Origin of the sequence: Pseudomonas sp. L7 (assembly GCF_046605565.1) — a bacterium.
GTDB classification, from domain to species: domain Bacteria; phylum Pseudomonadota; class Gammaproteobacteria; order Pseudomonadales; family Pseudomonadaceae; genus Aquipseudomonas; species Aquipseudomonas wayambapalatensis.
The window spans coordinates 2595489-2621764 of record NZ_CP176784.1; the positions used below are offsets into that span (position 1 = coordinate 2595489).

24 protein-coding genes are annotated in these 26276 nt (G+C 63.1%); 14 read left to right on the plus strand and 10 right to left on the minus strand.

Annotated features, from left to right (window positions below; translation table 11 throughout):
• Nucleotides 1-193 precede the first annotated feature (193 nt).
• On the plus strand, nucleotides 194-469 hold the full coding sequence (locus tag ACK3BK_RS11750; protein WP_411384356.1) for a DUF2790 domain-containing protein: 276 nt from the start codon (nucleotides 194-196) through the stop codon (nucleotides 467-469).
• Nucleotides 459-1028, plus strand: coding sequence for a thioredoxin family protein (locus ACK3BK_RS11755; RefSeq protein WP_186708193.1), 570 nt, complete (start codon nucleotides 459-461; stop codon nucleotides 1026-1028). The genes ACK3BK_RS11750 and ACK3BK_RS11755 overlap by 11 nt, the downstream gene beginning before the upstream one ends.
• Before the next feature lie 30 nt (nucleotides 1029-1058).
• Here ACK3BK_RS11755 and ACK3BK_RS11760 read toward each other — a convergent pair whose 3' ends face one another.
• Both ACK3BK_RS11760 and aroQ read right to left on the minus strand, forming a co-directional pair.
• Entirely contained in the window at nucleotides 1059-1907 is an 849-nt protein-coding gene (locus tag ACK3BK_RS11760; RefSeq protein ID WP_411384357.1) for a shikimate dehydrogenase, read from the minus strand.
• Nucleotides 1904-2353: a type II 3-dehydroquinate dehydratase gene (gene aroQ, locus ACK3BK_RS11765; RefSeq protein WP_186664973.1), complete on the minus strand. Its 450-nt coding sequence runs from the start codon at nucleotides 2351-2353 to the stop codon at nucleotides 1904-1906. The genes ACK3BK_RS11760 and aroQ overlap by 4 nt, the downstream gene beginning before the upstream one ends.
• A gap of 245 nt (nucleotides 2354-2598) precedes the next feature.
• Here aroQ and ACK3BK_RS11770 point away from each other — a divergent pair, with 245 nt between their 5' ends.
• From ACK3BK_RS11770 to ACK3BK_RS11780, 3 genes are read left to right on the plus strand one after another with little or no spacing between them, the layout of a single operon-like run.
• On the plus strand, nucleotides 2599-3795 hold the full coding sequence (locus ACK3BK_RS11770; RefSeq protein WP_411384471.1) for a TolC family protein: 1197 nt from the start codon (nucleotides 2599-2601) through the stop codon (nucleotides 3793-3795).
• A 47-nt stretch (nucleotides 3796-3842) separates the two neighbouring features.
• Entirely contained in the window at nucleotides 3843-5048 is a 1206-nt protein-coding gene (locus tag ACK3BK_RS11775) for an efflux RND transporter periplasmic adaptor subunit (RefSeq protein WP_411384358.1), read from the plus strand.
• Between the two features lie 14 nt (nucleotides 5049-5062).
• On the plus strand, nucleotides 5063-8194 hold the full coding sequence (locus ACK3BK_RS11780) for an efflux RND transporter permease subunit (RefSeq protein WP_411384359.1): 3132 nt from the start codon (nucleotides 5063-5065) through the stop codon (nucleotides 8192-8194).
• Between the two features lie 27 nt (nucleotides 8195-8221).
• Here ACK3BK_RS11780 and ACK3BK_RS11785 read toward each other — a convergent pair whose 3' ends face one another.
• Nucleotides 8222-9544 (minus strand): MFS transporter, encoded by a 1323-nt coding sequence (locus ACK3BK_RS11785; protein ID WP_186664965.1) that lies wholly within the window; start codon nucleotides 9542-9544, stop codon nucleotides 8222-8224.
• 177 nt (nucleotides 9545-9721) lie between these two features.
• Nucleotides 9722-10405, minus strand: a complete 684-nt coding sequence (locus tag ACK3BK_RS11790) for a FadR/GntR family transcriptional regulator (RefSeq protein ID WP_186719256.1) — start codon at nucleotides 10403-10405, stop codon at nucleotides 9722-9724.
• A gap of 278 nt (nucleotides 10406-10683) precedes the next feature.
• Between ACK3BK_RS11790 and ACK3BK_RS11795 the strand changes: the two genes are divergently transcribed.
• From ACK3BK_RS11795 to ACK3BK_RS11810, 4 genes are read left to right on the plus strand one after another with little or no spacing between them, the layout of a single operon-like run.
• Nucleotides 10684-11469: a transporter substrate-binding domain-containing protein gene (locus ACK3BK_RS11795; protein ID WP_186664961.1), complete on the plus strand. Its 786-nt coding sequence runs from the start codon at nucleotides 10684-10686 to the stop codon at nucleotides 11467-11469.
• A 22-nt stretch (nucleotides 11470-11491) separates the two neighbouring features.
• Complete coding sequence (locus ACK3BK_RS11800) at nucleotides 11492-12157, plus strand: amino acid ABC transporter permease (RefSeq protein ID WP_411384360.1); 666 nt, start codon at nucleotides 11492-11494, stop codon at nucleotides 12155-12157.
• Complete coding sequence (locus ACK3BK_RS11805; protein ID WP_411384361.1) at nucleotides 12158-12805, plus strand: amino acid ABC transporter permease; 648 nt, start codon at nucleotides 12158-12160, stop codon at nucleotides 12803-12805.
• The gene (locus ACK3BK_RS11810; RefSeq protein WP_186664957.1) at nucleotides 12792-13526 is read left to right on the plus strand and encodes an amino acid ABC transporter ATP-binding protein; all 735 of its coding nucleotides are present in this window, start codon (nucleotides 12792-12794) and stop codon (nucleotides 13524-13526) included. Before ACK3BK_RS11805 ends, ACK3BK_RS11810 begins: the two co-directional genes overlap by 14 nt.
• Nucleotides 13527-13599: 73 nt before the next feature.
• On the opposite strand, the gene ACK3BK_RS11815 is transcribed toward ACK3BK_RS11810, so the two are convergent.
• Together ACK3BK_RS11815 and ACK3BK_RS11820 are read right to left on the minus strand one after the other, a co-directional pair.
• Complete coding sequence (locus tag ACK3BK_RS11815; protein ID WP_186708179.1) at nucleotides 13600-14490, minus strand: dihydrodipicolinate synthase family protein; 891 nt, start codon at nucleotides 14488-14490, stop codon at nucleotides 13600-13602.
• A 33-nt stretch (nucleotides 14491-14523) separates the two neighbouring features.
• Nucleotides 14524-15306, minus strand: a complete 783-nt coding sequence (locus ACK3BK_RS11820; RefSeq protein WP_186664954.1) for an aldolase — start codon at nucleotides 15304-15306, stop codon at nucleotides 14524-14526.
• Between the two features lie 150 nt (nucleotides 15307-15456).
• Between ACK3BK_RS11820 and ACK3BK_RS11825 the strand changes: the two genes are divergently transcribed.
• Together ACK3BK_RS11825 and ACK3BK_RS11830 are read left to right on the plus strand one after the other, a co-directional pair.
• The gene (locus tag ACK3BK_RS11825; protein ID WP_288376686.1) at nucleotides 15457-15999 is read left to right on the plus strand and encodes a helix-turn-helix domain-containing protein; all 543 of its coding nucleotides are present in this window, start codon (nucleotides 15457-15459) and stop codon (nucleotides 15997-15999) included.
• A 10-nt stretch (nucleotides 16000-16009) separates the two neighbouring features.
• The gene (locus ACK3BK_RS11830) at nucleotides 16010-16798 is read left to right on the plus strand and encodes an AraC family transcriptional regulator (protein WP_186719261.1); all 789 of its coding nucleotides are present in this window, start codon (nucleotides 16010-16012) and stop codon (nucleotides 16796-16798) included.
• On the opposite strand, the gene ACK3BK_RS11835 is transcribed toward ACK3BK_RS11830, so the two are convergent.
• A complete protein-coding gene (locus tag ACK3BK_RS11835; RefSeq protein WP_186664951.1) occupies nucleotides 16795-17379 on the minus strand; it encodes a LysE family translocator in 585 nt (194 codons plus the stop codon). The genes ACK3BK_RS11830 and ACK3BK_RS11835 overlap by 4 nt on opposite strands.
• A gap of 261 nt (nucleotides 17380-17640) precedes the next feature.
• On the opposite strand from ACK3BK_RS11835, the gene ACK3BK_RS11840 reads away from it, so the two are divergent.
• Nucleotides 17641-19212, plus strand: coding sequence for a TerC family protein (locus ACK3BK_RS11840; RefSeq protein ID WP_186664950.1), 1572 nt, complete (start codon nucleotides 17641-17643; stop codon nucleotides 19210-19212).
• On the opposite strand, the gene rarD is transcribed toward ACK3BK_RS11840, so the two are convergent.
• Both rarD and ACK3BK_RS11850 read right to left on the minus strand, forming a co-directional pair.
• The gene (gene rarD / locus ACK3BK_RS11845; protein ID WP_288376684.1) at nucleotides 19175-20062 is read right to left on the minus strand and encodes an EamA family transporter RarD; all 888 of its coding nucleotides are present in this window, start codon (nucleotides 20060-20062) and stop codon (nucleotides 19175-19177) included. The genes ACK3BK_RS11840 and rarD overlap by 38 nt on opposite strands.
• A gap of 33 nt (nucleotides 20063-20095) precedes the next feature.
• Nucleotides 20096-21682 (minus strand): EAL domain-containing protein, encoded by a 1587-nt coding sequence (locus tag ACK3BK_RS11850; RefSeq protein ID WP_411384362.1) that lies wholly within the window; start codon nucleotides 21680-21682, stop codon nucleotides 20096-20098.
• 308 nt (nucleotides 21683-21990) lie between these two features.
• Between ACK3BK_RS11850 and hppD the strand changes: the two genes are divergently transcribed.
• Entirely contained in the window at nucleotides 21991-23067 is a 1077-nt protein-coding gene (hppD, locus tag ACK3BK_RS11855; RefSeq protein ID WP_186664947.1) for a 4-hydroxyphenylpyruvate dioxygenase, read from the plus strand.
• Nucleotides 23068-23109: 42 nt separating this feature from the next.
• On the opposite strand, the gene ACK3BK_RS11860 is transcribed toward hppD, so the two are convergent.
• Nucleotides 23110-23892, minus strand: coding sequence for a CSS-motif domain-containing protein (locus ACK3BK_RS11860; protein WP_186664945.1), 783 nt, complete (start codon nucleotides 23890-23892; stop codon nucleotides 23110-23112).
• A gap of 314 nt (nucleotides 23893-24206) precedes the next feature.
• On the opposite strand from ACK3BK_RS11860, the gene ACK3BK_RS11865 reads away from it, so the two are divergent.
• A complete protein-coding gene (locus tag ACK3BK_RS11865; protein WP_186664944.1) occupies nucleotides 24207-26276 on the plus strand; it encodes a PAS domain-containing sensor histidine kinase in 2070 nt (689 codons plus the stop codon).

Below are 26276 nucleotides of genomic sequence, written 5' to 3' on the forward strand. Positions count from 1 at the left end.
ATGGGCACAGTGTAACGAGGCTCGGCTCGCTTGCCTGCGGGTGTTTGTATTGCAGTGTATCCGCCTGCGACACAGATACAGAACGAAGCAGCACGGGCATTTCTCGACACATGGCCGATACCTGGCGGGCTTCAAATGGCTCTCGACCGGGGAGCGAACGGCTTCCCACCCAAAGCCCCGCAGGAGATCCATCATGAACTTCAAGACCCTTGCCAGTGCCAGCCTGTTCGCCGTACTCAGCGTCGGCGCCATCGCCGCCCAGGCCAGCACCCAACCGATGCCCGACAGCCAGGCCATGCAGTACCGCTACGGTGATCACCTGGACGTCAAGCGCGTACTGTCGGTAAAGAACGACCGCAGCAACGCGTGTGGCGTGGTCAACACCCGCATGGACTACCTGGACTCGCAGGGCCAGGTGCAGAGCGTCGAGTACCGCACCTACGCCACCGGCGGTTGCCATGACAACTGATCGCACCCAGGCCGAGCCAGGCAGCCCCTGGCGACGCCGCTGGCTCAAGCTGGGCGGTGTCGTCCTGGCGCTCGCTGGCCTGGGCCTGGCCGGGCACCTGTTGGCGCGGGACGACCTGGGGCCAATGCCTTCGCTGGCAGGTGCCCAGGCGTGGATCAACTCGCCGCCGCTGGATGCTCCGGCGCTCAAGGGCAAGGTCGTGCTGGTGGACTTCTGGACCTGGGACTGCATCAACTGCAAGCGCAGCATGCCGTACGTCAACCAGTGGGCCAAGCGCTATGCCGACCAGGGGCTGGTGGTGGTGGGCGTGCATACGCCGGAGTACGACTACGAGCATGATGTGGGCAATCTCAGGCAGAAGGTACGTTCGCTCGGCATCGGTTATCCGGTGGCGGTCGACAACGATTACCGGATCTGGAATGCCTGGGGCAATCAGTTCTGGCCGGCGCATTACTTCGTCGATCGCAAGGGGCAAGTGCGCCACGTGCATTTCGGTGAAGGGGATTACGCTGGCCAGGAACAGGTGATCCGCGAGCTGCTGGCCGAGCCGTCGACGTAGGCGCCGGCTAGCGCCGCTGCAGCGGGCCATTCACCGCAAACTGGCGAAGTGCGCCTGCATCCGTATCGAGTCGGCCTTGCGACCGCTGAACAGCTCGAATGCCTTGACCGCTTGGAACACAGCCATGGTGCCGCCGTCGAGTGTCTGGCAGCCCAGCGCCCGGGCGTGGCGCAACAGCTCGGTTTCGAGCGGGAAGTAGATGATCTCGGCCACCCACAAGCGCCTGTGCAGCAGTTCGACCGGCAACGGTGTACCCGGCAGCTTGGCCATGCCCACTGGCGTGGTGTTGACCAGCCCGTCGGCTGCCGCCAAGGCGTCGGCCAGGTTCTCGCCCAATTGTGCGCGGCCGGTTCCGAAGCGTGTGTTGAGGTTGTCCACCAGCGCTTGCCCGCGTGCGCGGTCTATCTCGAACAGCACCAGGCACTCGACTTCTTCGGCCAGCAGCGCATGGGCCACTGCTGCCCCCGCGCCGCCAGCCCCCATTTGCACCACCTGACTCCGGGCAACGCCGGGCAGGCCTCGGCGCAGGCCTTCGGCGAAACCCAGGCAGTCGGTGTTGTGGCCGATGCGCCTGCCGTCCTTGAACAGCACTGTGTTGACGGCGCCGATGCTGCGCGCCTCGTCTGACAGTTCATCCAGAAACGGCAGGATCGCCTGCTTGAACGGGAAGGTGATGTTCAACCCGGTAAAGCCGGTGTGCTGTGCCGCGTCGAGCAAGCGGGGCAGGGCGCTGTCGTCCAGGCCCAGCTGGTCGACATCGATCAGCCGATACAAGTAGCGCAAGGTCTGGGCATCACCCTCTTGCTCGTGCAGCGCAGGTGTGCGCGAGGCCTGGATGCCGCGCCCGATCAGGCCAGCGAGGATGCTGTGCGGCCTCATGCAGCCACCTCCTGCAGCAGTTGCTGGAAATGCGCCAGCGCTGCGCGGTAGCCCTGGCTGCCCAATCCGCAGATCACCCCCACGGCCACCGCCGATACGAACGAAAGGTGTCGGAACGGTTCGCGCTTGTAGATGTTGGACAGGTGCACCTCGATCACCGGCAGCTCACAGGCGACCAAGGCGTCACGGATGGCAACCGAGGTGTGGGTCCAGGCACCGGGATTGATCAGGATGCCGGCGCAGCGACCTCGGGCGCCATGGATCCAGTCGATCAATTCACCTTCATGGTTGGTCTGGCGAAACTCGGTTTCCAGGCCCAGCTCGCGGGCGCTGGCGGCGCACAGGTTCGCAAGGTCGGCGAGGGTTTCCCGGCCATAGTGACCGGGTTCGCGAGTGCCCAGCAGGTTGAGGTTGGGGCCGTTGAGTACAAGGATTGGGCATGACATGGCGCAGCATCGCTTTTATTGTTGGCTGCAGTAAGTTTTGTACTATCTGGTTAGTTTTGTAAATCGGCGGCACCATTCGGCATCAAAATCGGGGGCGATAATCGCCCATCGTTCCGGCTGGATTACAGAATCGTAATCTTCACGCCACCGCCAGGATAACCGCCGCGCCCTAGAGTCCCTCGCCAGCAACCGCCAGCCGTCGAGGATCCCAGACCGTGCCGTTCAAACCCTCCCGCTCCCTTGTCCTGATTTGCCTGCTGTCGGCCAGTGCTTTCGCCCAGGCAGGACAGGGCCTGACCCTGGGCCAGGCGCTCGATGCGGCGTTTGCCGATAACCCGGACCTGGCTGCCGTGCGCCAGGGACAGGGCATTGCCGATGGCGAACGGCGCCAGGCCGGGCTGATACCTAACCCGGAGCTTTCCTGGGAGCGTGAAGACACTCGCCGCGATACCAGTACCACCACGGTCATGCTCAGCCAGGCGCTCGAGTTGGGTGGCAAACGGGGCGCGCGTGTCGAGGTGGCCAAGGCCGGTCAGGATATCGCCCGGCTGGAGCTCGAGCGCCAAGGCAATGGCCTGCGTGCCGATGTGACCCAGGCGTTCCATGCTGCACTGCGGGCGCAGACTGCGGTGGAGCTGGCCGAGCAGTCCAAAGCCTTGACCGAACGGGGCCTGCGGGTGGTACAGGCGCGGGTCACGGCGGGCCAGTCATCGCCGGTCGAGGCCACTCGCGCCGAAGTGCAGTTGGCTCAGGCCCTGGCGCAACTGCGCCGCGCCGAAGCGGATCGCGTGGTGGCCTGGCAGGCGCTGGCGCGCTTGACCGGCAGCGCCGAGGTGGCGTTCACACAGCTTGATGGCAGCGGCTTGTTGCCTGGCCCGGCGCCACAAGCCGAGGTCTTGCTGGGCAAGGTCGAACAGACTGTCGAGTGGCGCCTTGCCGCCGCGCAGATCGAGCGCTCAGAGGCTGCGCTAGGTTCGGAAAAAGCCCAGCGTATCCCCAACCTAACGGTCAGCCTGGGCAGCCAGTACAGCCGCGAGGACCGCGAACGGGTCAACGTGGTCGGCCTGTCCATGCCGCTGCCGCTGTTCGACCGAAACCAGGGCAACGTGCTGGCGGCCTCGCGTCGCGCCGACCAGGCCCGCGACCTGCGCAACGCGGTGGAATTGCGCCTGCGCAGCGACACCCGCAGCGCCCTGAGCCAGTGGGCCATGGCCATGGCCGAGGTCAACGCCTACGACCGCACCATCCTGCCCTCGGCACGCCAGGCGGTAGATACCGCCACGCGCGGCTTCGAGCGCGGCAAATTCGCGTTCCTCGATGTCCTGGACGCCCAGCGCACGCTGATCGAAGCCCGTGGGCAGTACCTCGACGCCCTGGCTTCGGCAAGTGATGCGCGGGCCCAGGTCGAGCGGATCTATGGCCAGCTGGATGCCGGGCGCTGAGGCGCGAATCGAGCGTTCCACCTTCTTCATTTGCAGCAGGAGCCCCCATGAACACCACCCGCAAGTTCGCCCTCCTTGCCACCCTGGTTGCCGTGATCGGCGCCGGTGGGTTGGCCTGGACCGGCAACCTCGGCCCCGGAAAGACCAGTGAGTCCGGCCATGACGACCACGGCAACGACGGCCACGACCACGGCAGCGCGCCCGCAGCGTCCGGCGAGGAAGGGCGCGACGAAGAGGGCGAGCTGCACCTTTCCGCCGCGCAGATCGAGGCGGCCGGGGTCCAGTTGGTCACCGCCGGCCCGCGCGCCCTGGGGACGTCGATCAGTTTTCCTGGCGAGATCCGTTTCGATGAGGACCGTACCGCCCACGTGGTGCCGCGTGTTCCTGGTGTGGTCGAGTCGGTACAGGCCGACCTGGGCCAGCCGGTCAAGCGTGGCCAGGTGCTGGCGGTGATCGCCAGCCAACAGATTTCCGAGCTGCGCAGCGAGCAGCAGGCGGCGCAGCGGCGGGTCGAGCTGGCGCGGCTGATCTTCGAGCGTGAAAAGCAGCTTTGGCAGGAGCGCATCAGCGCCGAGCAGGATTACCTGCAGGCTCGCCAGGTCTTGCAGGAAGCTGAAATCGCCTTGGCCAATGCCGGGCAGAAGGTGGCGGCCGTGGCCCCGGCGGGGGCGGGCAATCGCTACGAGTTGCGTGCGCCGTTCGACGCGGTGGTGGTGGAAAAGCACCTGACCGTTGGTGAGGTGGTGAGTGAGGCCAGCAATGCCTTCACCCTGTCTGACTTGAATCGGGTCTGGGCCACGTTCGCCGTGACCCCGCGTGATCTGGACAAAGTCACCAGCGGGCGCGCCGTGACGGTCAGTTCGCCAGACCTCGATGCGCAAGTCGAGGGCGCCATCAACTACGTCGGCAACCTGCTCGGTGAGCAGAACCGCGCCGCCACCGCCCGTGCCACGCTGGCCAACCCCAAGGGGGCATGGCGCCCAGGGCTGTTCGTCAATATCGCGGTGACCGTCGAGCAAGCAGAGGCTGCCGTGGTGGTTCCGCAGGTTGCCCTGCAGACCCTCGAAGAGCGCAGCGTGGTGTTCGCCCGCACCCCTGATGGCTTCCAGGCGTTGCCGGTCAGGACGGGGCGTCGCGATGGCGGTTTCGTCGAAATCACCGAAGGCCTGGCCAGCGGCACCCAGGTGGCGGCGGCAGGTAGCTTTGTCCTCAAGTCCGAGCTGGGCAAGGGCTCGGCCGAGCACAGTCACTGATCCGGGAAACCCTCATGTTCGAACGCCTGATTCAATTTGCCATCGAGCAACGCCTGGTGGTGATGCTTGCCGTGGTGCTGATGGCTGCGGTGGGCATCCACAGCTACCAGAAGCTGCCGATCGACGCGGTGCCCGATATCACCAACGTGCAGGTGCAGATCAACACCGCTGCACCCGGCTATTCGCCGCTGGAGACCGAGCAGCGCATCACCTATGCCATCGAGACAGCGATGGCCGGCCTGCCCGGGCTCAAGCAGACCCGGTCGCTGTCGCGTTCAGGGTTGTCGCAGGTGACAGTGATCTTCGATGACGCCACCGATATCTTCTTCGCCCGGCAACTGGTCAACGAGCGCCTGCAAGTCGCTCGCGAACAATTGCCAGAGGGCATCGAAGCCAGCATGGGGCCGATCTCGACGGGCCTGGGGGAAATCTTCCTGTGGACGGTCGAGGCCCAGGACGGCGCACTCAAGGAGGACGGCACGCCCTATACCGCTACCGACCTGCGGGTGATCCAGGACTGGATCATCAAGCCCCAACTGCGCAATGTGCCGGGTGTGGCCGAAGTCAACAGCATCGGGGGCCACGCCAAGCAGTACCTGATTGCACCGGATCCCAAGCGCCTGGCGGCGTACAAGCTCACCCTCGACGACCTGATCGCGGCGTTGCAGGACAACAATGCCAACGTCGGTGCCGGCGCCATCGAGCGCAACGGCGAGCAGTTGCTGGTGCGCGCGCCGGGGCAGGTGGCGTCGATCGAGGATATTGCCAATATCGTCATCTCCAGTGCCGATGGCGCGCCAATTCGTGTCAGCCATGTGGCCCAGGTCGGCCTGGGCGAGGAACTGCGCTCGGGGGCGGCGACCGAGAATGGCCGCGAGGTGGTACTGGGCACCGTGTTCATGCTGATTGGCGAGAACAGCCGCACAGTGTCCCAGGCGGTCGCGGCAAAGCTTGCCGAGATCAACCGCAGCCTGCCCAAGGGGGTGATGGCGGTCACGGTGTACGACCGCACCAACCTGGTGGAAAACGCCATCGCCACGGTGAAGAAAAACCTGGTCGAAGGCGCCATTCTGGTGGTCGCGGTACTGTTCCTGTTCCTGGGCAACATCCGTGCGGCATTGATCACAGCCATGGTCATACCGCTGTCGATGCTGTTCACCTTCACCGGCATGTTCGCCAACAAGGTCAGCGCCAACCTCATGAGCCTGGGGGCGCTGGACTTCGGCATCATCGTCGACGGTGCCGTGGTGATCGTCGAGAACGCCATCCGCCGCCTGGCTCATGCCCAGCACAAGCACGGGCGCATGCTGACACGTGCCGAGCGCTTCCATGAAGTGTTCGCGGCCGCTCGCGAGGCACGCCGGCCCCTGATCTACGGGCAGTTGATCATCATGGTGGTGTACCTGCCGATCTTTGCCCTGACCGGTGTGGAAGGCAAGATGTTCCACCCCATGGCGTTCACCGTGGTCATGGCCTTGCTGGGGGCGATGATTCTTTCGGTGACCTTCGTGCCGGCGGCGATTGCGTTGTTCGTTACCGGCAAGGTCAAGGAGGAGGAAGGTGTGCTGATGCGTACTGCTCGCCAGCGTTACGCTCCGGTGCTCGCCTGGGTGCTGCAGCGACGCAAGCTAGCCTTCACCGCCGCTGCAAGCCTGGTGCTGCTGTCGGGTGTATTGGCCAGCCGCATGGGCAGTGAGTTCATCCCCAGCCTCAGCGAGGGTGACTTCGCCCTGCAGTCGCTGCGGGTGCCGGGCACCAGCCTGAGCCAATCGGTGGACATGCAGCAACGCCTGGAACGGGCGATCATCGCCCAGGTGCCCGAGGTCGAGCGGGTATTCGCCCGCACCGGTACTGCCGAGATCGCCTCGGACCCGATGCCGCCGAACATCTCCGACGCCTATGTGATGCTCAAGCCGCGTGAGCAATGGCGCGATCCAGGCAAGCCGCGCGAAGCGCTGATTGCCGAGGTGCAGCAAGCCGCCGCCAGTGTGCCTGGCAGCAACCATGAACTGTCGCAACCCATCCAACTGCGCTTCAACGAGCTGATTTCCGGGGTGCGCAGCGATGTGGCGGTGAAGGTCTTCGGCGACGACATGGACGTGCTCAACGCCACGGCGGCGAAAATTGCCACCACCTTGCAGCAGGTGCCGGGGGCATCGGAGGTCAAGGTCGAGCAGACCACCGGGTTGCCGGTACTGACCATCGATATCGACCGCGACAAGGCGGCACGCCACGGTCTGAACATTGCCCAGGTGCAGGATGCGGTGGCCATCGCTGTCGGCGGGCGCAAGGCGGGGACGCTGTACGAGGGTGACCGGCGCTTCGACATGGTGGTGCGCCTGTCCGAAGCCCTGCGCACGGACGTCGACGGGCTGGCGAACCTGCTGATACCGGTGCCGGCCGGTGCTGGCGCGGCACAAATCGGCTTCATCCCGTTGTCGCAGGTTGCGAGCCTCAACCTGCAATTGGGCCCGAACCAGGTCAGCCGCGAGGATGGCAAGCGTGTGGTGGTGGTCAGTGCCAACGTGCGTGGCCGCGACCTGGGCTCGTTCGTCGAGCAGGCCGAGCAGGCCCTGATCGACCAGGTGCAGGTCCCCCCTGGGTACTGGACACGCTGGGGCGGGCAGTTCGAGCAGTTGCAGTCGGCTGCCGAGAGGCTGCGGGTAGTGGTGCCGGTTTCACTGCTGCTGGTGATGGCGTTGCTGCTGATGATGTTCAACAACCTGCGCGACGGCTTGCTGGTGTTCACCGGGATTCCCTTCGCCCTGACCGGAGGGGTGCTGGCCTTGTGGCTGCGGGACATTCCATTGTCGATTTCGGCAGGGGTCGGGTTTATCGCGCTGTCGGGGGTTGCGGTACTCAACGGCCTGGTGATGATCGCCTTCATTCGCAGCCTGCGAGAAGAGGGGCGATCGCTGCGGGTGGCGGTCGAGGAGGGCGCATTGACCCGGCTGCGGCCGGTATTGATGACCGCGCTGGTGGCGTCGCTGGGGTTCATCCCGATGGCGCTGGCCACCGGCACGGGCGCCGAGGTGCAGCGGCCGCTGGCGACAGTGGTGATCGGCGGGATCCTGTCGTCGACGGCCTTGACCTTGCTGGTGTTGCCCGCACTCTATCGCTGGGCGTATCGGCGGGAAGAAGAGTGAGGTGGCTGCCAGTCGGCTCCGGTGATGTCAGGCCGGGGCTGACTGGCTCCCCAGCGATTCCTCATGCAAGGAAATGCGCGAAGTCTCTGGCAGCGCCAGCCCGCCAACCAGCGCCACCAGGGCGATGATCACCAGGTAGAAGGCGGGTGCCAGGCTGCTGCCTGTCAGTCCGATCAGCCAGGTCGCCACCAGCGGCGCGGTGCCGCCGAACAGGGTATAGGCGACGTTGTAGGTGATGGCCGAGGCGGTGTAGCGGGTGCGGGTCGGGAAGCTCTCCGACAGCAAGGCCGCTGTCACCACTCCGCTGGACAAGGCGCCTACCGCCAGCAGGATCACGCCCAGCAGCGCGCCCGGCATCGAGCCGGAGCTGGCCAGCCAGTACGCGGGGAACACGCAGACCATCACCCAGATGCACGTGAAGCCGATGGTGCGGCGGCGTCCGATCCGGTCCGAAAACGCACCTGCCAACGGGCAGCCGGCTGCTGCGAACAGCAGCGCCACGGTGGTTACCAACAGCGACTGGGCGCGGCTGAGGTTGCCGACCAGTTGCAGGTAGGTGGCGAAGTAGGTGGTGAACATGTAGAACGACAGCGCCGTCAGTGAAATGAATGCGCCCAGGTTGCGGATCGCCCGGCCATGGTGGCGAAGCGTTTCCTTGAGTGGCGAATGTTCATGCTCGCGGCCCTCGGCGATGGCCTCGCGGAAGGCGGGTGTTTCTTCCATGCGCCAGCGCAGGTAAAGTCCGACCAGGCCCAGCGGTGCGGCGATCAGGAAGGGCACGCGCCAGCCCCAGGTGTTCATGGCGTCTGGCGTCAGGCTGGCTTCGAGGGCATAGGCAATGACCGCCGCGCAGGCGAATGCCGAGAAGGTCGAGACCGGCACGAAGCTGCCGTAGAACGCACGTTTTTCCCGAGGGGCATGCTCCATCAGGTAGGCGCAGGCCCCGGCGTATTCGCCACCTGCGGAAAAACCTTGCAGGCAGCGCGCCAGGGTCAGCAGTGCGGGCGCGGCGATGCCGATGCTGGCGTAGGTCGGCAGCAGCCCGATGAGTGTTGTGGAACCGGCCATGAGCAGGATGGTCAGCGACAGGATGCGCTTACGCCCCAGGCGATCGCCCAGTGCACCGAACACGATGCCGCCCAGCGGACGCAGGGCGAAGGCCACGGCGAAGACGGCGAAGGTCTTGAGCAGGGCGACGCTGGCGTCCTGGCTGGCGAAAAACTGGCTGGCGATCAGCGTGGCGAGAAAACCGTACACCGCGAAATCGAACCACTCGACGAAGTTACCGATGGCCGATGCGGCAATCACCCGACGCAGGGTGGCGGGCGATACCTCATGGGATACAGACATGCGAATGCTCTCCGGTTGTCATAGGCAGCCTGGCAGGGGGTGGACACGGTCGAGCCGTGTCGTCTGGTTGTCAGGGCCAGTAGAGCGGAGGGCGGGGGGCGGTGCATCCTTGAGGGCGACACCGGGATATCTGTTTCGACCGCGGATCTATCGCGAACAGGGCACGACAGTCGCCGCTCAGACAGCGAACACCACCCCGGTACGCGAGGCGGCGTTGCGGATATGCTCCTGCATCGCTCGCTGAGCCCCGGCTTGCGACCGGCGTTCGAGGGCCTTGAGGATCTTGCGATGTTCCTGCCAGGTCTCCATGGCCCGCTCAGGGCGAATGAACGGCAGCTTCTGGCTCTCCAGGAAAATTTCCTGGCTCGCGGTGATGACCTGCAGCATCGCCTGGTTGCCGCAGGCCTGCAGCAGCAATTGATGGAACTCGAAATCGAGCCGCGCCGCGTTCTCGAAGCGCCCCTCGCGCAGCTCCTGGCGCATGGCTTCGACATTGGCCTGGAGCCGGTCGATATGGTCGGCGGTCAATGCCAGCGCCGCTTGCCCGGCGGCAAAACCCTCCAGTGCATAGCGCAGTTGGAACGTATCGGCGGCCGATACCTGCTCGGCATAGGGCCAGGAAAACCCACTGGGTGCCGGACTCTGTACGAATACGCCCTTGCCGGGCTGCACGCTCACCAAGCCCAAGGCGCTGAGCGACGACAGCGCTTCACGCAGTGAGGCGCGGCTGACCCCGAGTCGCTCTGCCAGGTCACGTTGCGAAGGCAGGGCATCGCCCGGCTGGTAACCGCCTTCATCGATGAGCTTGCGGATGGCCTGCAGGGCCAGTTCCGGGACGGCGCGGGGGAGGGTGTCGAGCATGCTGTTCAGACCAGTCAGAGGGCAATGACGCTGACGTTTTACGGTGAACCGACCGTGCTGGCAAGCGTTGCGCCAACCTGGCGCAGCCCCGAAAGGCCTTGCACGAAAGCAGGGCGCGCTCCAGGTCAGAGGACGACCATGCGGTACAACTGTTCAGACCAGTAAGACCTTGCAGCCACGGGCCTGGCGGCCTTTCGCAAAGGGCGTGGGCGCAGACTGGCATGCCCCCTGCAATGGCCAGGTCAGTCCCATCACCCGAATTCCAGCGAGGCCTTTTCATGACGACGTTCCGCTCCCTGTTCCTGGCGACTCTGTTCTGTGGCACCACCCTTGCGCTGCCCTTGGCCCAGGCCGACGCCTTGGCCGATATCAGTGCCCGTGGCGTGCTCAAGGTCGCCGTGCCCCAGGACTTCCCGCCGTTCGGTTCGGTCGGCCCGGACATGAAACCGCGTGGTCTGGATATCGATACCGCGCAACTGCTGGCCGACAAGCTTGGCGTCAAGCTGGCCCTGACCCCGGTCAACAGCACCAACCGCATCCCGTTCCTGACCACCGGCAAGGTCGATCTGGTGATCTCGAGCCTGGGCAAGAACCCTGAGCGTGAGGCGGTGATCGACTTCTCGCGCCCCTACGCGCCGTTCTACCTGGCCGTTTTCGGCCCGGCCGAAGCGAAGATCGATGACATTGGTGCAGTCGCCGGCAAGACCATCAGCGTCACCCGCGGCTCGATCGAGGACATGGCCCTGACTGCTGTGGCGCCCAAGGATGCGGTGATCAAGCGCTTCGAAGACAACAACTCGACCATCGCCGCCTACCTTTCCGGGCAGGTCCAGTTGATCGCCAGCGGCAGCGTGGTGATGTCGGCCATCGCCGAGAAGAATCCGGCCAAGGTGCCGGTGGTGAAGGTCAAGCTGAAGGACTCGCCGGTCTACGTGGGGGTGGCCAAAAATGAGGCGGCGCTGCTGGATAAGGTCAACAGCACCCTGGCTGCGGCCAAGGCCGACGGTAGCCTGAACCGCAATGCCGAGAAATGGCTCAAGCAACCTCTCCCAGCCGATCTTTGAGCGGCTGCGGACACCTCTAGCCATGGCTTATCAATTCGACTTCGCCCCCGTCCTTGCCCAGAGTGACCTGCTGCTCAAGGGGGCCTTGTTCACCCTGCAGCTGACCGCCATCGGCACCGTGCTCGGCCTTGCCATCGGCGTAATCGGCGCCGGTGTGCGGGCCTGGCGCCTGCGTCCGTTCGACCTGCTGTTCGGCCTGTACGTGGAACTGATCCGCAACACGCCGTTCATCGTGCAGCTATTCTTCATCTTCTTCGGTCTGCCCGCATTGGGCGTTCGCCTGAGCGAATGGGAGGCGGCCGTGCTGGCGATGGTGATCAACCTGGGCGCCTATTCCACCGAGATCATTCGCGCCGGCATCCAGGCCATTCCCAGGGGGCAACTGGAGGCCGCAGCGGCCCTGGCCATGAGTCGTTTCGAGGCGTTCCGTCACGTGGTCCTGCGTCCTGCGCTGGCCAAGGTCTGGCCGGCGCTGTCCAGCCAGATCGTGATCGTCATGCTCGGCTCGGCGGTGTGTTCGCAGATTGCCACCGAGGAACTGTCGTTCGCCGCCAACTTCATCCAGTCGCGCAACTTCCGCGCCTTCGAGACCTACCTGCTGACCACCGTCCTGTACCTGCTGATGGCCATCCTCGTGCGCCAACTGCTGAACTGGGTCGGGCAGCGCCTGCTGATGGGGAAACGCTGAATGGACTTCACCTTCTGGGACATCCTGCGCAACCTGCTGACGGGGCTTCAGTGGACACTGGTGTTGTCGCTGGTGGCATTCGCCTGTGGCGGCCTGGCCGGGTTGCTGGTGCTGATCGGGCGCATTTCCGAGCGGGCGCTGCCACGGCGCCTGGCGCGAGGCTACATCGAGCTGTTTCAGGGCACACCGCTATTGATGCAGTTGTTCATGGTGTTCTTTGGCATTGCGCTGTTCGGTATCGACGTTTCTGCGTGGATGGCGGCGGCCATTTCCCTGACGCTGTTCACCAGCGCGTTTCTCGCCGAGATCTGGCGGGGGTGTGTGGAGTCGATTCCACGTGGCCAGTGGGAGGCCTCCGGCAGTCTGGCGCTCAGCCGTATGGAGCAGTTGCGCCACGTCATCCTGCCCCAGGCACTGCGCATCGCCATCGCGCCGACCGTGGGCTTCTCGGTGCAGGTGGTCAAGGGCACGGCGGTGACCTCGATCATTGGCTTCACCGAGCTGACCAAGACCGGCGGCATGATCGCCAACGCCACCTTCGAACCCTTCATGGTCTATGGCCTGGTCGCACTGGGCTATTTCATTCTCTGTTATCCGCTCTCGCTGAGCGCCCGTTATCTGGAAAGGAGGCTGCATGCCCCTGCTTAGAGTGTCCGCGCTGCACAAATACTACGGCGACAACCACGTGCTCAAGGGCGTCGACCTGAGCATCGAAGAAGGCGAAGTGGTCGCCATCATCGGCCGCAGCGGCTCGGGCAAGAGCACCTTCCTGCGCACCCTCAACGGCCTTGAGTCGATCAGCGACGGGGTGATCGAGGTGGACGGTGAATACCTCGACGCCAGTCGCGCCGACCTGCGCGCATTGCGTCAGAAGGTCGGGATGGTGTTCCAGCAGTTCAATCTGTTCCCGCACCTGACCGTGGGCGAGAACGTGATGCTGGCACCGCAGGTGGTGAAAAAGGCCGACAAGGCCCAGGCGCGCGAGATGGCTGAGCGCATGCTGGCCAGGGTGGGGCTGGCGGAGAAATTCGACGCCTACCCGGATCGCCTCTCGGGCGGGCAGCAGCAGCGTGTGGCGATTGCCCGCGCACTGGCAATGTCGCCCAAGGTCTTGCTGTGCGACGAGATCACCTCGGCGCTGGATCCGGAGCTGGTCAATGAGGTGCTGGGCGTGGTGCGACAACTGGCCAGCGAAGGCATGACCCTGATCATGGTCACCCACGAGATGCGCTTTGCCCGTGAGGTGGGCGACAAGCTGGTGTTCATGCACCAGGGCAAGGTGCATGAAGTGGGGGACCCGAACGCACTGTTCGCCGCCCCGCGTACGGCGGAGCTGGCGAACTTCATCGGGATGACGGCGATGGTGTGAGCAAGACCGTGACAGGTGAGGGTCAACCAGTTCTCGCCCAGCCATCGCGTGGCGTGCAGTGACCTCCAGGCTTTCAGTGTTCGCGCAGATCGCTCAGCAGGCGCTCCAGCGTGGCGCGAGCTTGTTCATCCAGCCCGAACACCGGCCGACGCGGTTCGCCCACCGGCAGCCCGGTCATGGCCAGTCCGGCCTTGATGGTCGCCGGCAAACCACCCTTAAGAATGAAGTCCAGCAACGGCAACTGGTGGTAGAACAGCGCCTGGGCCTGCTTGAGGTCGGCGTCGCGTACCGCCTGGTACAGCTGCAGGTTCAATTGGGGAATGAGGTTGGCCGCAGCAGTGCACCAACCTTTTGCCCCGGCCACGAAGGCTTCCAGTGCCAGCGGGTTGCAGCCGTTGTAGAACGGCACCTGGCCCTCACCGAGCAGTTGCAGCCTGTGCATGCGCTGGATGTCGCCAGTGCTCTCCTTGACCATGGTGACGTTGTCCACCTCGCGCACGATGCGCAGGATCAGTTCCACTGGCATATCAGTGCCGCTGGTGGCGGGGTTGTTGTAGAGCATGATCGGCAGGTCTATGGCCGCGCCGATGCTGCGGTAATGCGCGAGGATCTCGTTGGGGCTGAGTTTCCAGTACGCCGAAGGCAGCACCATCACCGCATCGGCGCCATGCTGTTGGGCGAAGCGGGCGCGACGGATCGCACCGGCGGTGGTCAGATCGGAGACGCTGACGATGCTGGGCACACGCCGAGCGATGCGTTCGAGGCTGTACTGGGCGACCTGATGCCATTCGCTGTCGCTCAGGTAGGCGCCTTCACCCGTGCTGCCCAGCGGGGCGATGGCCTGGACGCCACTGTCGATGAGGCGATCGATGGACTGGCCCAGGGCAGGCAGGTCGAGCTGTTCGCCACTCTGGCTGAACGGGGTGATGGTGTAGCCGATGATGCCGTGGAATTCTGTGGTCATGAGGTGTGGCTCCGCAAGCAAGGCATTCAGGGGTCAGTCAAGGCAGTTGGCGTGTTTGCGCAGGCTCTGCCGGGCGAAATAGTTGAACGAGGCGCCGTGGCGCTTGGGGCGGTCGATCCAGTCGTGGGCTTCACGGCCAAGCTTGGGGTCGATGGGTTTGATGCTGCCGGCCGACATCGCCAGCAGCTGCAGGCGCGCGGCACGTTCGATCAGTTGGGCATAGACGCACGCCTGCTCGATACTGGTGCCGGTGGACAATTGGCCGTGGTGCGAAAGCAGGATTGCGCGCTTGTCGCCCAGGGCCTGACTGATGATCTCGCCTTCTTCGTTGCCCACTGGCACGCCGGGCCAGGCACCGAGGAACGCGCAATCGTCGTACAGCGGGCAGAGGTCCATGTGCGAGACCTGCAGCGGCACCTCCAGCATCGACAGGGCGGCAACATGGGTGGGATGGGTGTGGATGATGCAGTTCACGTCTGGCCGGGCGCGGTACACCCAGCTGTGAAAGCGGTTGGCGGGGTTGGGCATGCCTTGGCCTTCGAGCACCTCCAGGTCTTCGTTGACCAGCAGCAGGTTGCTGGCACTGATCTCGTCGAAGCCCAGGCCCAGTTGCTGGGTGTAGAAAGTGCCAGGCTCCGGGCCGCGGGCGCTGATCTGCCCGGCCAGGCCTGAGTCATGGCCATGGTCGAAGAGAATTCGACAGGTCAGGGCCAGCTTTTCGCGTACAGTCCACGTATTATCGGCGAGTGAGCCTTGCATCTGTGCCAGCGCTTTGTGCACCAGTTGCTCTTTGCCGAGTGTCAGGGTGTTGGCCATGGGGATATCCTCTGTGGCGTGCTGTTGATGCCAGTGCTTGCCCGCCCCGCTGCTTTGATCGGGAGAGGGGCGGTCAATTGCATGACACAAATAAATCTACATGACACAAAGTGTCATTGGCAAGCCGTTCACTCGGGAAAACCGCGTCGCATGTCTATCCGCTTGAAACTGCTGAGAAAAAAACTGGGCATTACCCTGGAAGTGCTGGCTGAGAAATCCGGCATGACCAAGAGCTACCTGTCGAAGGTCGAGCGTGGGTTGAACACGCCTTCTATCGCGGCGGCGTTGAAGCTGGCCAGGGCACTGAACGTCAATGTCGAAGAGCTGTTTGCCGAAGATCACAACGTCCAGGCGCGCTACAGCCTGGTGCGCTGCAGTGAGCGCCAGGCGCTGGTGGGAGAGGGTGCGGGCCCGGGTTATGCGGTGCTGACTTCGCAGATCGGTCAGCGCAGCCTGTTACCCTTTCTTGTTCAGCCACCCCGAGACTTCAGTGATCCCACGTTCAAGGAGCACCAGGGCGAGGAATTCCTGTTCGTCCATGCGGGCCGGGTCGAGGTTGACTTCATGTCTGAACGGGTGTTGCTGGAGCAGGGTGATGCCCTGCATTTCAACGCGCAGACACCGCACCGCCTGCGTTCGGTCGGCGAGTGCCAGGCGCAGTTGCTGGTCGTGGTACAAGGCGGTGAGGCGTGAGGCGCGGACGATGATCGAAGTGTCGCGGTTCTGGCGCGATCCAGCGCTGCCCTTCGTCGAGGCGCGGCGGGTGGGTGATGGGCGCCAGGTCTGTTATGGCCCGCATTCGCATGAAGGTTTTTCCATTGGCGTGGTCACGGGCGGGCGCAGCAGCTACCTGTCCGGTGATACCTGGCGCGAGCTTGCGGCCGGGGCCACGGTGCTGATGAACCCTGGCGTGGTACATGCGTGCAATCCGATTGAGGGAGGGGTCTGGTCGTATCTGATGTTGTACGTAGACCTGCCCTGGCTGGAGGCGCAGGGCTTCGTCCTGCCTCAGGCCACCTACAGCGAGTCGCCAGCGCTCTATGCGCGACTGTTGCAACTCTTTGCTGGACTGTTCGATGGCGACACGGACGTCAGCGAGGTGATGCTGACGGCGTTCTTCAAGGCGCTGCCGGGATACCTCGAAGCGGCGCCAGACGCGCATTCCCAGGCACATCCGCGCCTGGAGACGGCAGCGGCCTTCATTCGTGCCCATCGCCTCGACCCTTTGAGCCTCGACGATATTTGCGCCGCCGCGGGGTTGTCGCGGGCTTATCTGATTCGCGCGTTCCGCCGACGCTTCGGCTTGACGCCCCATGGGTATCTGGTCGATCAGCGGGTTCAGCACGCCCGGGCGCAGTTGCGCCGCGGACGCGGGATCGCCGAGGTGGCGCTGGAGGCGGGTTTTGCCGATCAGGCGCACCTGCAGCGTGCCTTCAAGCAGCATCTGGCGGCCACGCCGGGGCATTACCGTAGCGGCGGTTGTGCGCGTTAACCCAGCACCAGGTACAGCGCACTGGCGACCAGCAATACCGCCAATCCGCGATTGAACAGACGCATGTGGCGCGGGTTGCCCAGGTACTGACTGATCACGCTGCCAGCCCAGGCCCAACTGGCCACCGAGACGAAGCAGATGGGCGCATACAGCCAGGTGAACAGCCACAGCAGTTGGTGATCGCCGCCAGTGTAGGCGCCGATCCCGGCCACTGAAGCCAGCCAGGCCTTGGGATTGAGCCACTGCATCACAGCGCCGTGCCAGAACGACGGCGCCTGCGCCTGATGACCGGCGTTCAGCTGGCCGTTGTCGCTGGACAGTTTCCAGGCCATGTACAACAGGAACAGCACCCCACCCCAGTGCAGCAGGCGACTTAGCACTGGCCAGCGCAGCAACACTTCATGTAGCCCCAGGCCGATCAGTACCAGCAGCAGGCAGAATCCCACGCTGGCGCCTGCGGCATGGCCCAGGCTGGCGCGCAGCCCGTGACGTGCACCGCTGCCGAGGGCGACGATATTCACAGGGCCAGGAGAAATCGAGGCCGCGAGGGCGAAGGCGGCCATGGACAGGGACAGGCTCATGAAGGGCTTCCTTGGTGTCGAATGAGGTCAGCATCCTGTGTCACCCTTGAGGTTCTGGTATTGAACGAAAGTGCTCAATCGACGCTGTTACAGCTTTTGTAATAGTTTCACACTGTCAGAAAAACCTGCTTCGATTGTAGGATCACCTTCCCAAATTTCTATCAAGGTATCTATGAGCACCTTCGCGGAGCCCCCCAGTCCTCGGCCGTCCTGGCCATCCTTTCCGCGTCTTCGTGACGTCTCTCCCGAGAGTACCCGCTAATGGAATGGCTAGCTGACCCTACAGCCTGGCTAGGCCTGCTGACGCTTATCGTCCTTGAGCTGGTGCTGGGTATCGACAATCTGGTGTTCATCGCCATCCTCGCCGACAAGTTGCCGCCGCATCAGCGCGACCGTGCCCGGGTGATCGGTCTGACGTTGGCCTTGCTGATGCGCCTGGGCCTGCTTGCCTCCATCTCGTGGATGGTGACGTTGACCGCGCCGCTGTTCGAGGTCTGGGGCAAGAGCTTCTCTGGCCGTGACCTGATCATGCTGTTCGGTGGTGTGTTCCTGTTGTTCAAGGCCACCATGGAGTTGCACGAGCGTCTGGAAGGGCATGTGGCCCAGAGTACCGGTGTTGTGCGTCACGCTGCCTTCTGGCCGATCGTCGCGCAGATCGTCGTGCTCGATGCGGTGTTCTCGCTGGATGCGGTAATCACGGCTGTGGGCATGGTCGAGCAGCTCTCGGTGATGATGATCGCAGTGATCTTCTCCATCGGCATCATGATCGTTGCCAGCAAGCCGCTGACCCGTTTCGTCAACGCCCACCCGACGGTGATCATGCTGTGCCTGGGCTTCCTGATGATGATCGGTTTCAGCCTGACTGCCGAAGGCCTGGGCTTCCATATCCCCAAAGGCTATCTGTATGCGGCGATCGGTTTCTCGATCCTGATCGAGCTGTTCAACCAGGTGGCAAGGGCCCGCCGCAAACGCAGCCTGCAACAGCACAAGCCGCTGCGTGAGCGCACGGCCCATGCGGTGCTGCGTTTGCTGGGTGGTCGACGGATGGAGGCTGACGAGGTGGGCGAGGAAATCGCCGACCTGGTCGAAGGGGGGGACGAACAGGTGCTGTTCGACCGCCGCGAGCGGGTGATGATCAGCGGTGTGCTGAACCTGGCCGAGCGACCGATCCGCACCGTGATGACCGTGCGTGCCGAGGTGGATGCGATTGATCTGGCTCTGCCGGATGAGGTCATTACCCAGGCCTTGGTCAACTCGCCCTACTCGCGACTGCCCCTGATTCGTGACGGTCGTATCGATGAGCCGCTGGGCTTCGTGCACAAGAAGGAGTTGCTCAAGGAGTTGCTCTCGGGCAACCAGCCAGACCTTGAAAGCATGGTGCGTACGCCGCTGAACCTGCTGGAGAGTTTCAGTATTCTCAACGCGTTGGAGCAGATGCGTGGTCAGTCCACTCACATCGCCTTCGTGGTCAACGAATTTGGTGACTTCACCGGCGTGCTGACCATGACCGATATCCTCGAGTCCATCGCTGGCGAATTGCCGGACGCCAGTGAGGTGGAAGGGCCGGGGATCGTCGAGGAGGCGGGCGGTTTCGTGGTCAGTGGTGCTCTGAACCTGAGCCAGGTCCAGGCGCGCACCGGCTTTGTCGCCCGCGCCACCGAGGATTACCAGACCCTGGCCGGCCTGGTGATGAGCCTGCTCGATCGTCTGCCGGTGGTGGGCGATCGGCTGGCCTGGAACGGTTGGACCATGACGGTAGTGGCAGTGGAGGAGCGCCGGGTACGCCAGGTGCGTCTTACACCGAGCGACGTCGCTGACGCAGCAGGTGCTTGATGCCTTCGAGCACCAGTACCAGCACCGCAGCCCAGATCGGCAGGTAGGTCAGCCACTGGTCAGGCGCGATGCTCTCGCCCAGGAGCAAGGCTACGCCGACCAGCAGCACCGGTTCGACGTAGCTGAGCAAGCCGAACAGGCCGAATGGCAGCAGGCGACTGGCGAGCACGTAGACGATCAGCGCCGAAGCGCTGATCGCGCCCAGCAGTGGGATCAGGCCATACAGCCCTGGATGTGCAGCCAGGTCGGCGCTCGACAGCGGGCCCTGGATCACGAAGTACAAGGCCCATGGCAGCAGCAGGCACATGTCGCACCACAAGCCACCCAGGTGGTCGGTGCGGCAGCGTCGGCGCAGCACGAAATAGATCGGGTAGCCGATCACCACCACCAAGGTCTCCCAGGCGAAACTGCCATGCTGGTAGAGCTCGTGACCGACGCCAAGTGCCGCGCAGCCTACTGCCAGCTTCTGCAGGCGTGACAGGCGCTCGCCATAAGCCACCCTGCCGGTCAGGACCATGGCCAGCGGCAGCAGGAAATACCCCATCGACACCTCCAGGCTACGCCCGTGCAGCGGCGCCCAGAGGAACAGCCACAACTGGACTCCCAGCAGCCATGACGTGCCGACCATGCCCAGGAACAGACGAGGGGTCTGGCGAACACGTGCCAACAGTTCGCCGACATGCCTCCAGTCCTTGCTGAGCAGCATGAACAGGGTAAGGCATGGCAGGGTCAGCAGGGTGCGCCAGCCGAAGATCTCCTCGCCGTCGAGCGGCGCGAGCATGGAGGTATAGAAGTACATCACGGCGAACAGACAGGATGCCATGACAGACGAGATGATGCCTTTTGACACGAAAGCCTCGGTTGCAGAAGGTGAGCGGACGAATCAGCCGGGCATGATCTCAGGGGGCACGCCTTGGGGCAACCGCAAGCTGGCGGGCTGTGCAGCGAGCGCCTTCAGGAATTCTTCCAGCGGCATTGGCCGGGCATACAGGTAGCCCTGTTGGAAGTCCACCTGGTGGCGCGCCAGGTAATCACGCTGAACGTCGGTTTCCACGCCCTCGGCGACCATGCCGAGCCCCAGCTTGGTCGACAGTTCGATGATGGTGTCGAGGATGTGCTGCGACAGCGCATCGCTGCCGATCATGGCGACGAAACTCTGGTCGATCTTCAGGTAGTCGATCTTGAACTGGCGCAGGTAGTTGAGGCTGGACTGGCCGGTGCCGAAGTCGTCCAGGGCAATCATCACGCCCATCTGGTGGAGCTTTTCGAACAGCTCCAAGGTGATCGGCGTCGCTTCGATCAATTTGCGCTCGGTCAGCTCCAGGGTCAGGACCACCCGGCCAGGTGGAAAATGCTGGAGAAAGGTGCGGCAATCGTCAAGCAGTCGCAGGTCGCGACAGTGGTCGGCGGTGATGTTGATGCCAATGTGGAAGCCGTCCTCCATCAGCGCCGAATAGGGCGCCAGGCCTTGGGCGGTAAGCAGCATCAGGGCACGGGTCATGGGCACGATCTGCCCACTGTGCTCGGCGTAGGGGATGAACAGATCGGGGCGTACCAATCCTTCGTGCGGATGTTGCCAGCGCATCAACACTTCGGCACCGGCCCAGCGGTAGTCACCCTTGCGCACCACCGGCTGAAAGTATGGGATGAACTCGTTCGCCTCCAGCGCCCGGTTCAACTCGGCCCTTGACGACGAGGCACGTCGCAGTTGCCAGCGACAGGCCAGACCGATAAGTACACCGATGACCAATAGAAGACTGAGCAGCGCCGGGTACTGGCTGCGCAGCACTTCCATCGGTTTGTCCGGGCCGTAGCCTCCATGGACGCTGAACGGGTAGCGCACCGAATATTGAGAGACTGGTGCGCTGGGGGCTGTTGGGGGGACGCCGGTATGGACCAGGCCATCGGCGCTCAACCAATGCTTGCCGATCTGAATCTGCAGGGTTTCGTCATCGGCGATCAGGCGCAGGGCCGTCAGCAGGTGGTCGCCGTCGAGCGTTACGATGGCGCCGCGGCCCTCTTGACCGGTGCGATACACCAACAGCGGATGGCCCGGCGTGACCGAGTTGCCATCCATCAGCCATAGCTGGCCCTCAGTGTAGTCGAGGGTGTTGACCGGTTCGTCGTAATCGCCAAACAGCGAGGAGCAATACAGGGTGTCGTGGTCGAACAGGTTGGTTGAGCGCACGAACGCATTGCGTGTCACTTGCTCGCGCAGGGCCAGTGTGACTTCGCTACAAGGGCGTCCAGCCAGAGGCAACAGTGCTTGTGCTGCCGTGGAGAGCCCGCCCAGGATACGCTCCATGTGGCTGACGACCTGCTGCACGGTAGCCTGGCTGTTCTCTCGCAGGTCGCGTTCGATCTGCCAGTGCATGATCGCCAGGCCGCACAGCATTGGCAGTGCGCCGACGGCCCAGGGCAGCAGGCTGCGCCAGCTCCAGCGGGCAGAGCGTTTAACCGTAAGAGGCATGCGGGTCTAGACTTGAATGGCTGGTGGTAGCACAAGGATAGCTCGGACCTTCGGCACATTGCCGAACTAAAGCGCGACAAAGGAAATTACGCCCTGTAGAATCAGTTTACGAATACAAGAATAAGGTCTTCCCCTCCTGGGAGGCCGACCCAGCCGAGACCAGGTTCATATGGCATATCACGGGTTCAAGCTGCTCTTTGGCGATTTTCTCTCCCGCAGCGTGAGGGGTATTCCCTGCTCACCACCTTGTCTGTCCGACATCCCAAGCGTTTGACACCGTTTTTTCTGCTGTAGATGAGGACACGAACATGGCTGATATCTTCGACAACCCGATGGGCCTGATGGGCTTTGAGTTCATCGAGTTCGCTTCGCCCACGCCTGGCGTGCTGGAGCCGGTATTCCAGGCACTGGGCTTCACCAAGGTGGCGACTCACCGCTCCAAGGATGTCCACCTTTATCGCCAGGGTGGCATCAACCTGATCCTGAACAACGAACCCAAGAGCATCGCTTCGTACTTTGCTGCCGAGCATGGCCCGTCCGTCTGCGGCATGGCATTCCGAGTGCGCAATGCGCATGAAGCCTATGCCCGTGCACTGGAGCTGGGGGCCCAGCCGGTGGAAATCGAAACCGGCCCGATGGAGCTGCGGCTGCCAGCGATCAAGGGTATCGGCGGTGCGCCGCTGTACCTGATCGACCGCTTCGAGGAAGGCAGCTCGATCTATGACATCGACTTCAACTTTATCGAAGGCATCGACCGCAATCCGGCAGGCGCGGGGCTGAAGATTATCGATCACCTCACGCACAACGTCTACCGCGGGCGAATGAGCTATTGGGCTGGCTTCTACGAGAAGCTGTTCAACTTCCGCGAGATCCGCTACTTCGACATCAAGGGCGAGTACACCGGGTTGACCTCACGTGCCATGACTGCGCCGGACGGCATGATCCGTATTCCGCTGAACGAGGAATCGTCGAAGGGATCGGGCCAGATCGAAGAGTTCCTGATGCAGTTCAACGGCGAAGGCATTCAGCACGTAGCCTTCCTCACCGACGACCTGCTCAAGACCTGGGATGCCCTGAAGGCCATCGGCACACGCTTCATGACCCCGCCGCCACAAACTTACTACGAGATGCTCGAAGAGCGCCTGCCGGGGCACGGCGAGCCGGTCGACCAGTTGCAGGCTCGGGGTATTCTGCTCGATGGTGCGTCCGCGCCAGGCGACAAGCGCCTGTTGTTGCAGATCTTCTCGGAGACCCTGCTGGGGCCGGTGTTCTTCGAATTCATCCAGCGCAAAGGTGACGATGGCTTTGGCGAAGGTAATTTCAAGGCTCTATTCGAGTCCATCGAGCGCGACCAGGTCCGGCGCGGTGTGCTGAACGTCGAATAAGCCTTGAGAACAGGGCGTTACCGGTCAATGACCGGCAACGCCTTATTTGACTGGGTTCCGGTTACGCAAGAGGCTCCAGAGTACGAGCACCGAGGTGAACAGGCCGATGAGCACAAGGGACGGCATGATATTTGTCTTGACCTGTCGTGCCTCACGAGCGGTAAAACCGGCGGGGTAACCTGCTCTGATCATGTAACCGTACTTTTCCGAGACCCCGTTCTGGGGGAACTCCGACAGCGAGGGGCGTCCTGCGTCACGGCTGTCACCCTCGGCCCAGAGGTAGAGGCCGCCAAACTCCAGCAGCAATACAAGCCCGTCCTTGAAGCCGCGCAGTTCGTTACGCAGTTCAAGCCCGTAGGTGCTGGCGATTACCGCATGGGTGTCGGCGACCAAGCGGTACTCCACGAGTACACCATTGGGGATGGTCGGTGAATTCATGTTGAGTCGCAGGTATTCGCCCTTCGCGAAGCGAGGCGTGTGCAAGGGTTTTGTGCCCAGGCTGCTGCAAAACCCGGCATCGTTGCGAGTCAGCACCAGCGAGTGAACCCGCGGGTTGCGCCTGGCCTGGCTTTCCAGTTCCTGTTGAACCTCCTTGCATGGCCGGGTGCCCAGCGGCTGCGCGTGCAGTGCCGCGCGATGCAGGCTATCGAAGACACGATCGATAGCGAACACGGCTTCTTCGATGGATACCTTCGCGTTTTCCTCGAGCTGTTTGTTCAATTGGTAGTCCATGACCACCAAACCCGAGATCACAGGGGCTGTGCCGATCAGCATGGAGACCATGAGATTTGTCATGCGGTGGCTCAGATGCCTGGATATGCTCATCGAACTTCTCCCTATCGCTTTGATGTAGGGAGAAGCTTGCTCTGGGCCCCTTGGTGGCGCTGTAAGTCATGTCGTGAACGGATAGGCACAAACCATCTCTTATCTGTGCGATTGATTACGCCTGATGTAGTCGCTAGACCACTTGGTCAGTGACCAGCGCTTGTGAAACAGACCTGATGACAGGTACAAGCGCAGACTGATCAGCAGAATCGTGTTCGGGGCGGCCTATATAGCGATGTGCTAGCCTTCAGATACTTCATGATCTTCAGGAGTTGCCATGGATTCGGAAACCCTGTCTGCCAGGAGCATTGTTCTTGGCTGCTGACGAACAGGCGCAAAGGAGCGCCACACAAGTCATTCATCTGGTTCCTCCGTCGTCTTCGGTCGAGGTGCGCGCTGAGCATATTCTCCGCTTCGACTGGGGCAGCACACCGTTGGGGGCACTATCGCAATGGCCTCCCTCGCTGCGCATCGCGGTGGATATCATGCTGTTGTCGCCGTTTCCCTGTGCGCTGGCCTGGGGTAAGGAACTGACTCTGATTCCCAGCCAGAACTACCTGGCATTGCTGGCGGACGACCAGTCCCAGGTGGGCGTGCGCTTCGATCAGCTGTGGCAGGTCGAATGGGAACGCATTGGCCCACGGGTGTTCCAGGCACTGGACGGGCGCGCCAGCTTTGTCGACGAATCCCCCCTCCAGGTGCGTTATCGGGAGAACGGTGACTATGCCTGGTTCGCGTTCGGCTACGCCCCCCTGCATGATGAGCAAGGCGTGGTCGCCGGGATTTTGCACACAGCGATCAATACCACCGCCAGCGTGGAGCAAATCCGCCAGTGGCGTGAACTGGCGCAGGGCTTCCAGCAACAAATCGGATGTCATCTGCCCAATAGCGACTATCTCTGGCGCTTTTCACGGGATGCGATGATCATCGTCAGCCGCGATCTTGAACTGCTGGCCGCGAACGACGCGTGGCGTCGCGTGTTGGGATGGGACCAGCAGTCATTGAGCGCGATCACGGTCGTCGATTTTGTCCATCCCGCTGATCGTGCGGAGGTCCGGCTGGCGATCAATGAGCTGCTGCTTGGCCAGGTCGTCGAACAGGTGGAATCGCGGCTCAGGCACAAGGATGGGTACTACCGCTGGATGAGTTGGAGTGCGCGGCCCGAGGGTGATGTACTGATTGCGGTAGGGCGGGATATTACCGAAGAGCGCACGACGATCTTGCGCGAGGCCGAGAACCTGCTGCGCGATAGTCAACGAATGGAAACCGTTGGTCAATTGGCAGGCGGCATGGCGCACGAGATGAATAACTTGTTGGCGGGCATTGGCGGTAGCCTGGAGTTGCTCCAGCGCCGCTTGGGCCAGGGGCGCCTGGAGCGCATCGACGAGTACGTGCATGTGGCGCGGGATTCGGTACAGCGTGCGATGGCGTTGACCCATCGGCTATTGGCATTTTCCAGCAGCCAGCCACTGCAGCCGCGTCTACTCGATGTGAATAGCCTGTTGCGCGGCCTTGAGCCATTGATTCATCAGGCACTCGGGCCCGAGTTCGTACTGAACTGGCAACTGGATCTCGCGCCCTGGCCAGTGCAGGTGGATCCTGGGCAGTTGGAAGTCGCGATTCTCAATCTGTGCAGCAATGCCCAGGATGCGGTCGTTGAACGGGGTCGCCTGACCATCCGGACGGCCAACGAACGATTTGTGAGTGGGGATAAGCACGGTGAAAGCATCCCAGCTGGGGATTATGTCGCCATTCATGTCGAAGACGAGGGGCAGGGTATGCCCGCAGACGTCGTAAGCCGTGCGTTCGAGCCGTTCTTCACTACTAAGCCCAAAGGTCGTGGCGCCGGGCTCGGGCTGCCGATGATCTATGGGTTTGCCCGCCAGTCTGGGGGCTATGTGTGGATCCAGTCGATGCCAGGGAAAGGCACCCAGGTTACCCTTCTGTTCCCGCGCCACCCAGGCGAGTTGCCGGTGGTCAGTGAAGGGGTGGAGGTGCCTGTGTTGAAGCGTGGCAGGAGTGAGCGAATACTGTTGGTCGATGACGAGGTCAATTTGCGGGCCTTGATGAAGGAGGTGCTGGTAGAACATGGCTTTGACGTCACCGAAGCCGGCGATGCCGGTATGGCATTGGAGCGCTATCGTGAGGGTGGTCTCTTCGATCTGGTGATAACGGATATCGGGTTGCCGGGTGGTATGAGCGGACGCCAGGTGGGCAAGACGATTCGCCAGGCCAAACCCCTGCAGAAAATCCTGTTCATTACCGGCTATACCGCGCAGCCCATCGAGCGCAGCCTTCTCGACCAGCCGGGAACAGCACTGATGCTCAAGCCATTCTCGCTCGAGAGCCTCGCGGTCCAGGTTCAGCGGATGCTTGAACCGTGA

Excerpts from the sequence above, each read along its gene's own strand:
- ACK3BK_RS11775 (WP_411384358.1), top strand. The coding sequence starts at position 3,843 with ATGAACACCACCCGCAAGTTCGCCCTCCTTGCCACCCTGGTTGCCGTG.
- aroQ (WP_186664973.1), bottom strand. The coding sequence starts at position 2,353 with ATGTCATGCCCAATCCTTGTACTCAACGGCCCCAACCTCAACCTGCTG.
- ACK3BK_RS11790 (WP_186719256.1), bottom strand. The coding sequence starts at position 10,405 with ATGCTCGACACCCTCCCCCGCGCCGTCCCGGAACTGGCCCTGCAGGCC.
- ACK3BK_RS11805 (WP_411384361.1), top strand. The coding sequence starts at position 12,158 with ATGGACTTCACCTTCTGGGACATCCTGCGCAACCTGCTGACGGGGCTT.
- ACK3BK_RS11800 (WP_411384360.1), top strand. The coding sequence starts at position 11,492 with ATGGCTTATCAATTCGACTTCGCCCCCGTCCTTGCCCAGAGTGACCTG.
- ACK3BK_RS11810 (WP_186664957.1), top strand. The coding sequence starts at position 12,792 with ATGCCCCTGCTTAGAGTGTCCGCGCTGCACAAATACTACGGCGACAAC.
- ACK3BK_RS11780 (WP_411384359.1), top strand. The coding sequence starts at position 5,063 with ATGTTCGAACGCCTGATTCAATTTGCCATCGAGCAACGCCTGGTGGTG.
- ACK3BK_RS11785 (WP_186664965.1), bottom strand. The coding sequence starts at position 9,544 with ATGTCTGTATCCCATGAGGTATCGCCCGCCACCCTGCGTCGGGTGATT.
- ACK3BK_RS11795 (WP_186664961.1), top strand. The coding sequence starts at position 10,684 with ATGACGACGTTCCGCTCCCTGTTCCTGGCGACTCTGTTCTGTGGCACC.
- ACK3BK_RS11760 (WP_411384357.1), bottom strand. The coding sequence starts at position 1,907 with ATGAGGCCGCACAGCATCCTCGCTGGCCTGATCGGGCGCGGCATCCAG.
- ACK3BK_RS11820 (WP_186664954.1), bottom strand. The coding sequence starts at position 15,306 with ATGGCCAACACCCTGACACTCGGCAAAGAGCAACTGGTGCACAAAGCG.
- hppD (WP_186664947.1), top strand. The coding sequence starts at position 21,991 with ATGGCTGATATCTTCGACAACCCGATGGGCCTGATGGGCTTTGAGTTC.
- ACK3BK_RS11825 (WP_288376686.1), top strand. The coding sequence starts at position 15,457 with ATGTCTATCCGCTTGAAACTGCTGAGAAAAAAACTGGGCATTACCCTG.
- ACK3BK_RS11860 (WP_186664945.1), bottom strand. The coding sequence starts at position 23,892 with ATGAGCATATCCAGGCATCTGAGCCACCGCATGACAAATCTCATGGTC.
- ACK3BK_RS11840 (WP_186664950.1), top strand. The coding sequence starts at position 17,641 with ATGGAATGGCTAGCTGACCCTACAGCCTGGCTAGGCCTGCTGACGCTT.
- ACK3BK_RS11815 (WP_186708179.1), bottom strand. The coding sequence starts at position 14,490 with ATGACCACAGAATTCCACGGCATCATCGGCTACACCATCACCCCGTTC.
- ACK3BK_RS11750 (WP_411384356.1), top strand. The coding sequence starts at position 194 with ATGAACTTCAAGACCCTTGCCAGTGCCAGCCTGTTCGCCGTACTCAGC.
- ACK3BK_RS11850 (WP_411384362.1), bottom strand. The coding sequence starts at position 21,682 with ATGCCTCTTACGGTTAAACGCTCTGCCCGCTGGAGCTGGCGCAGCCTG.
- ACK3BK_RS11835 (WP_186664951.1), bottom strand. The coding sequence starts at position 17,379 with ATGAGCCTGTCCCTGTCCATGGCCGCCTTCGCCCTCGCGGCCTCGATT.
- ACK3BK_RS11755 (WP_186708193.1), top strand. The coding sequence starts at position 459 with ATGACAACTGATCGCACCCAGGCCGAGCCAGGCAGCCCCTGGCGACGC.
- ACK3BK_RS11830 (WP_186719261.1), top strand. The coding sequence starts at position 16,010 with ATGATCGAAGTGTCGCGGTTCTGGCGCGATCCAGCGCTGCCCTTCGTC.